The sequence below is a fragment of the Limosilactobacillus difficilis genome, assembly GCF_947387495.1.
GTDB classification, from domain to species: Bacteria; Bacillota; Bacilli; order Lactobacillales; family Lactobacillaceae; genus Limosilactobacillus; species Limosilactobacillus difficilis.
This window is the reverse complement of the sequence record NZ_CANDNU010000021.1, coordinates 21,895-28,083: the sequence shown is the minus strand read 5'-3', so window position 1 is coordinate 28,083 and position 6,189 is coordinate 21,895. Positions and strand designations below refer to the sequence as shown.

General features: G+C 55.2%; 5 protein-coding genes. 1 reads left to right on the top strand and 4 read right to left on the bottom strand.

Going from position 1 to position 6,189, the window contains the following annotated elements:
• Nucleotides 1–135: 135 nt before the first annotated feature.
• Entirely contained in the window at nt 136–1,083 is a 948-nt protein-coding gene (gene hemH, locus QOR82_RS05440; protein ID WP_283583762.1) for a ferrochelatase, read from the bottom strand.
• Nucleotides 1,084–1,194: 111 nt separating this feature from the next.
• Between hemH and QOR82_RS05435 the strand changes: the two genes are divergently transcribed.
• On the top strand, nt 1,195–3,132 hold the full coding sequence (locus QOR82_RS05435; protein WP_283583761.1) for a GTP-binding protein: 1,938 nt from the start codon (nt 1,195–1,197) through the stop codon (nt 3,130–3,132).
• Nucleotides 3,133–3,201: 69 nt separating this feature from the next.
• Here the strand turns inward: QOR82_RS05435 and QOR82_RS05430 are convergent, their stop codons facing one another.
• Genes QOR82_RS05430 through aroC form a run of 3 tightly spaced genes read right to left on the bottom strand, consistent with a single transcriptional unit; the run spans nt 3,202 to nt 6,186 of the window.
• Complete coding sequence (locus tag QOR82_RS05430; RefSeq protein WP_283583760.1) at nt 3,202–3,705, bottom strand: shikimate kinase; 504 nt, start codon at nt 3,703–3,705, stop codon at nt 3,202–3,204.
• Complete coding sequence (gene aroA, locus QOR82_RS05425; protein WP_283583759.1) at nt 3,702–5,009, bottom strand: 3-phosphoshikimate 1-carboxyvinyltransferase; 1,308 nt, start codon at nt 5,007–5,009, stop codon at nt 3,702–3,704. The genes QOR82_RS05430 and aroA overlap by 4 nt, the downstream gene beginning before the upstream one ends.
• Nucleotides 5,010–5,019: 10 nt before the next feature.
• Nucleotides 5,020–6,186, bottom strand: a complete 1,167-nt coding sequence (aroC, locus tag QOR82_RS05420; RefSeq protein ID WP_283583758.1) for a chorismate synthase — start codon at nt 6,184–6,186, stop codon at nt 5,020–5,022.
• Nucleotides 6,187–6,189 lie beyond the last annotated feature (3 nt).

The following is a 6,189-nucleotide window of genomic DNA, read 5'->3' as shown; positions in this document are numbered from 1 at the left end:
GTTCTCATCAACCAATAATTAATTGGTCAGTGCTATTTATTTCAGCTTAGTGGCTAACTTATTCTTGAAATTTAGAAAATAAATATATATTTCTATTATACCACTTCAACTAACTGTCGACTCTGCCGCAACTTGTTATTTGCCGCTCACGATCTGGGCAAGGACTTTGGTGAAAGCTGGGTCATCGTTAAAACACGGCACCAGCTTAAAGTGTTGACCACCATTGTCCAGGAAGTAAGCCCGATTTTCTACATCTAGTTCCTGCAGAGTTTCTAGACAGTCGGCCACGAAGGCAGGGGAGACGACGAGGACGCGCTTGACGCCTTTGCCCGGCAAAGCCTTCATTGTGGCGTCTGTTGCCGGAGTCAGCCATTGTGCTGGTCCAAACTTGGACTGGTAAGTCTGGATAACTGGCACCTTGGTTTTGAGCCGCGCTTTAACGCCAGCAGTGGTGGCTTGGCATTGTTGGGGGTAGGGGTCGCCATTTTGGACGTAGGAGACTGGAATGCCATGGTAGGACATCACGACTTGGTCGTAATCGTCCTGATCTAACTCTTGCTGGATTTTGCCGGCTAGAAGGTCCAGATAATCGGCTCGGTCAGCAAAACCGCTGATCAGGTGCAGTTCTGGGATGTGAGCGCGACGGTAGTAAAAACGGTTGATGTCATCCATGACGGAGCCGATCGTCGTGGTGGAATACTGTGGATACAGGGGGATGATGGTGAGTTGACTAACGCCAGCGTCCGCCATTTTCTGGAGCCCCTCGCTGATCAGGGGATGACTGTAGGAGTAGGCGTAATCCACGCGATAGTCGGGAAGCAGTGCCTGCAATTGAGCAGTTTGCCGCTTGGTATAGTAATCGAGCGGTGAGCCATGATCCTTGGACCAGATCTGCTTGTACTTAGCCGCGGAAGCAGCCGGGCGCTTGGGCAAAATCATTAGGTTGAGGATCGGCAGCCAGATAGCCCGGGGCGTATTGATAACGCGGGGATCGCCCAGAAAACGATGGAGAAATGGCCGCACCGCTGTGGCGGTTGGGGCAGCTGGGGTGCCTAAGTTAATCAGTAGAACGCCTTTTTTCAATGGAATGAACTCCCTTTCAATTCAATTTGCTTATTTGCAAAATTCATCATAGCCCCGCTTTGTTAGCATGTCCATCACCAGGCGGGTATAATACAAGCCGAGGTGAAATGTATGAAAAAGATTGTCGCCGGTATTATTGCCCCAGTTGATGCCGGAAAAACAACGCTATCTGAGGCAATGCTGTATCAGACCGGCGCCATCCGCCAGCTTGGCCGGGTTGATCGCGGAGACTCCTTTCTCGATCCTGATCAGGAGGAAAAACGACGGGGTATCACTATCTTTTCTCATCAGGCCCAGCTGCAGAGCCAGGGAATGCAGTTAACCCTGCTCGACACTCCCGGGCACGTCGACTTTGCTGCCCAGACAGAAGATGTCTTACGGGTATTGGATTACGCGGTGCTAGTGGTGGCCGCCACTGACGGAATTACCGGTTACACGCGGACCCTCTTCCGTCTCCTGAAACGTTACCAAGTACCGACATTTATTTTTGTGAACAAGTGTGATGGTCTGGGCGCCGATTTGCAGGCGACGCTGGCACAGTTGCAAGACTTTTCTGTCAGTTGCTTGTCCTTTGACCAGGGCTTGACTGATGACGTAGTCGAGCAGGCGGCGATGTGCGATGATGATGTGTTGGCTTCTTACCTGGATCAGGGAAGTATCAGTGACGACCAAGTGCGGAAAATGATTAACCAGCGTAAAATTTTCCCGGTCTTTCATGGCTCAGCCTTGAAGAATGAAGGAGTCGAGCAATTGCTGGAGGGTCTGCGCAAGTGGACAGTAGAAGCCGACTGGCCCAGTCAGTTTGGAGCACGAGTCTTTCGAATTTCTCATGATAAGCAGGGTAATCGTCTAACCTGGCTACGGGTGCTCGGCGGGACGTTGAAGGCCAAGCAAGCCCTCGGCAACCAGAAAGCCGACCAAGTACGAGTTTACGACGGAGCTCATTTTCAGATTTCCCGGGAAATTTCAGCAGGGAATTGCTGTGCAGTGACCGGTTTGACGGACACTTTCCAGGGGCAGGGACTCGGCCAGTGCACGGATAGCGGGCGACCCTTTTTCCAACCGGTAATGGCTTATACTGTAACAACAGCGGCCAACCAAGTTCAGCAATCCTTGACAGCCCTGCGACAGCTAGCTGATGAAGATCCTTTGCTGCGGGTGATCTGGAATAACGAACTGCACGAAATCCGCGTTCAAGTGATGGGGCCGGTGCAGCTGGAGGTAATTCAGCAGCGTTTGCACGAAGAATGGGGTATCGACGTGCAATTTGCGGCCGGTAGCATCCTCTACCAGGAAACCATTAAGCAGCCGGTCGAAGGGGTTGGCCACTTCGAACCGCTGCGCCACTATGCAGAAGTGCACCTGCTGCTGGAACCAGCGCCCCGCGGAAGCGGACTCCATTACAAGGCTCAGCTGAGCGGCGATGTTCTGGATCTCTCCTGGCAACATCAAATCCTGGTGGCTTTGCAGGCTAAACAGCATCGCGGAGTCTTAATCGGGGCGCCGCTGACAGACATCAACATCACCCTGATTGCCGGGAAGGGCAATATCGTTCATACGGTGGGTGGCGATTTTCGCGAAGCAGCCTGGCGGGCCGTCCGGCAAGGCTTGATGGAGTTGCGGCAGTGTGGTGCTTGCCAGCTGTTAGAACCCTGGTATTCCTTCCGCTTAACACTGGACCAGGCGAGTGTTGGCCGGGCTTTGACCGATCTTTCCCGAATGGGTGGCCAGGTCAATAGTCCTCAGCAGGTGGGGTCCCAGACAATACTGATCGGGGCAGCTCCAGTCAGCATGATGCGCGACTATGCCCAAACAGTCCGTTCCTACACGCATGGCCAGGGGCAGCTAGAGTGCGTAGTCGATGGCTACCAGCCGTGTCACGACGCCGAAGCGATCATCGCGGCGGCTCATTACGATCCAGTCAGCGACCTGTCAAACACTCCTGGTTCCGTCTTTTGCGCTCATGGTGCTGGTTATCCCGTCCACTGGGATGATGTGCCCGCCCATATGCATCTCCCCTATGCCAGTGACGTGATGGATCCGAAGTGATGCAAACGATCGATTTGGATAATTGACATTAAAAGGCTGGGAAAGCACCAAACTTCCCCAGCCTTTTGCTTAATTATTGTCTTGGTAGTCAATGATCTGCTGGCAAATCGTCTCCACCGCGAGTTGGTCGGTAGAAATAACCAAGTCGGCGACACGGTGGTAAGTACTAGCCCGCTGCTTTTGCAGAGCCGCGATGCCCGCCGCGTTTAGCTGGTCGCCTAGGGGTCGGCCGGATTGTTGCTGCAGACGTTGGGCGATGATTTCCGGCGAAGTTTCTAGCAAAACCACCAGTGCAGGCGACTGAATCAAGATTTCCTGGTTATCCGCCCGGACAGGTGTACCACCACCAGTGGCGAGAATTCCCCCTTGATCGATGACGGCGGCGAGCTGGTCATGTTCAAGTTTTCGAAAAGCAGCTTCACCATCTTCGTGAAAGATTTGGGGAATGGATTTGCCGGCGGTTATAGTGACAACTTGGTCAAGGTCGGTGTAAGGACAGGATAGTCGCTGGGCCAACATTTGCCCAACTGAGCTTTTGCCACTCGCCATGAAACCCGTTAGGATGATTTTCATTGCTGATCGCCTCCGCTGATTTGTCGGAGGTCCGCTAAGAAGCCCGGGTAAGAGACATCGATGGCCTCGGCACCATCCAGGCTGAGGGCGGTGGGACTGGTCAGTGCCGCGATAGCCACGAGCATTCCCAGCCGATGATCACCAAATGAGCTGAAGACCGGATCCTGCAGCTTCCAGGCATCACGACCGGTAATTTGCCAGCCGTCCGGCAACTCTTTGACTTGGACTCCCAGTTGCCGCAGGGTTGTGGTGACGGTCTGAATGCGGTCCGTTTCTTTGACTCGCAATTCACTGGCACCGGTAATGGTGCTGGTGCCGTGGGCCCGGGCAGCGAGCAGCGCAACCAGCGGTAGTTCATCGACCATTGCCGGGACGTCGGTTGCTGTAATATCAATTGACCGCAGTTGGCTGCTTTGGATCGTGATGTCACCCAACGGTTCGCCATCACTAGCTAGGGGCTGGATGTCGATTTGGGCGCCCATCTTTTGCAGAACATGGATAATCCCGGTTCGGGTTGGGTTGAGGTTGACTTTTTGCAAGGTTAGGGATGAATGAGGGGTGATGGCGGCTCCTGCCAGGAAGAAGGCAGCACTGGAGATGTCACCAGGAACGAGGACGTGCTGCCCCCGTAGGACAGGATGCGGTTGGACGGTGATTGTTAGGCGGTCGGCACTGCTTTGAATATCGGCGCCGAATTGGCGAAGCATCAGCTCGGTATGATCGCGCGTCGGCAATTTTTCGCGGATCGTCGATTCCCCGTTTGCTTGCAAAGCCGCAAAGATGAGGGCGCTTTTGACTTGGGCACTGGCGACGGCTAGTTGAACGTCAGCGGCGTGAAGCGGCTGGCCAACCACCGTTGAGGGAAGGGTCCCACCCTCGCTGGTCAGGACGCGAGCACCAAATTGGCTTAACGGCTGGCTGACCCGTTTCATCGGCCGCTTCGAAAGGGAGGGGTCACCAACTAATTCGGTGTCGAAATCCTGGCCGGCCAGAATGCCCATCATCAGTCGCGTCGTAGTTCCGGAATTGCCCATTTGCAACGCCTGGGCAGGCTGGCGAAGGCCGGTCAGCCCGACACCATGAATGGTGACCGTATCGCCGACCATATTGATCGGCACGCCCAACTGGCGGAAAGCCTCGATGGTGTGTTGACAATCCTGACCAAGTAAAAAGTGGTCGATCGTCGTGCGGCCCTTACTCAAAGCGCCTAGCATCACGGCACGGTGGGAAATACTCTTATCGCCTGGCACCCGGAGCTGGCCGTGAAGACCTGCTGGGGCGGGGCTTAACTGGATTCTTGTCATAAGCTCCTCCTTAGAAGTTCCGCAATTCTTGACGGTAAGCCGACAGCTGCTTTTGTAGGCGTGGCAGGCTATTACTGTCGAAGGTATCCGTGATCGCCTGGGCCAGGGTGATGGCAACGACGTTTTCGATCACCAGAGAAGCGGGGACCACGGCGCTGGTATCAGAACGTTCGCGACTGGCCTTAGCCGCCTGGTGGTTAGTGATGTTGACGGTCTTCAGGGGCCGCGTCAAGGTTGGAATCGGTTTGACAGCCGCGTTCAGCACAATTGGCATTCCGTTGGTCATGCCGCCTTCAAAGCCGCCGAGTTGATCTGATGCTCGTGTGTACCCGGCCTCTGGGGTCCAGTTGATCTCGTCCATGACTTGACTGCCGGGAACACTGGCTACGTCGAAGCCGATCCCAAAACTGACGCCTTTGACAGCGTTGACTGCCATTACTGCGCCGGCCAGCTGACCGTCGAGCTTGGTGTTCCATTCGGTATGGCTGCCGAGACCAGCAGGAACGCCATTAGCCACGACCCGGATTAGTCCGCCGAGGGTGTCACCCTTTTGCTTGGCAGTGTCGATGGCGTCATGGGCTGCTGGGATCATCGCTGGATCAAAGCAGCGGACATCATTGTCGATTCCTTGAGCCAATTGACTGACGTCCAGCGGTTCATCACCCTGGGCTAGGGCCAGACCAAGCTGGCGTACGTAACCGCAGAGCTGAATGCCGAGCGTGGCCAATAGCTGTTCACAAACGTTGCCGACTGCGACTCGGATCGCCGTTTCCCGGGCGGAGGAGCGTTCTAGAATATTACGAAGATCGGTTTGCCCGTACTTCATGCCCCCGACCAGATCGGCGTGGCCGGGACGAGGGTCGGTCAGAGCGCGTTTAGCATCTTCCCGTCCCGCTTGGCCGAACGGATCCATCACCGTGCCCCAGTTTGCATGGTCGCGATTTTGGATGGCTAGGGTGATCGGCGAGCCGAGGGTTTGACCGTGGCGGATACCGCTGAGGATTTCTACCGTATCGTGCTCGATTTGCTGGCGCAGTCCCCGGCCGTAGCCAACTTGACGGGCGGCGAGGGCGGCGTTGATTTGGTCGGGGTTGATTGGCAAACCAGCCGGAACACCGGTGATAATCGCAGTGAGTTGGGGACCGTGTGATTCGCCCGCGGTTAAGTAGTTGATCATCGT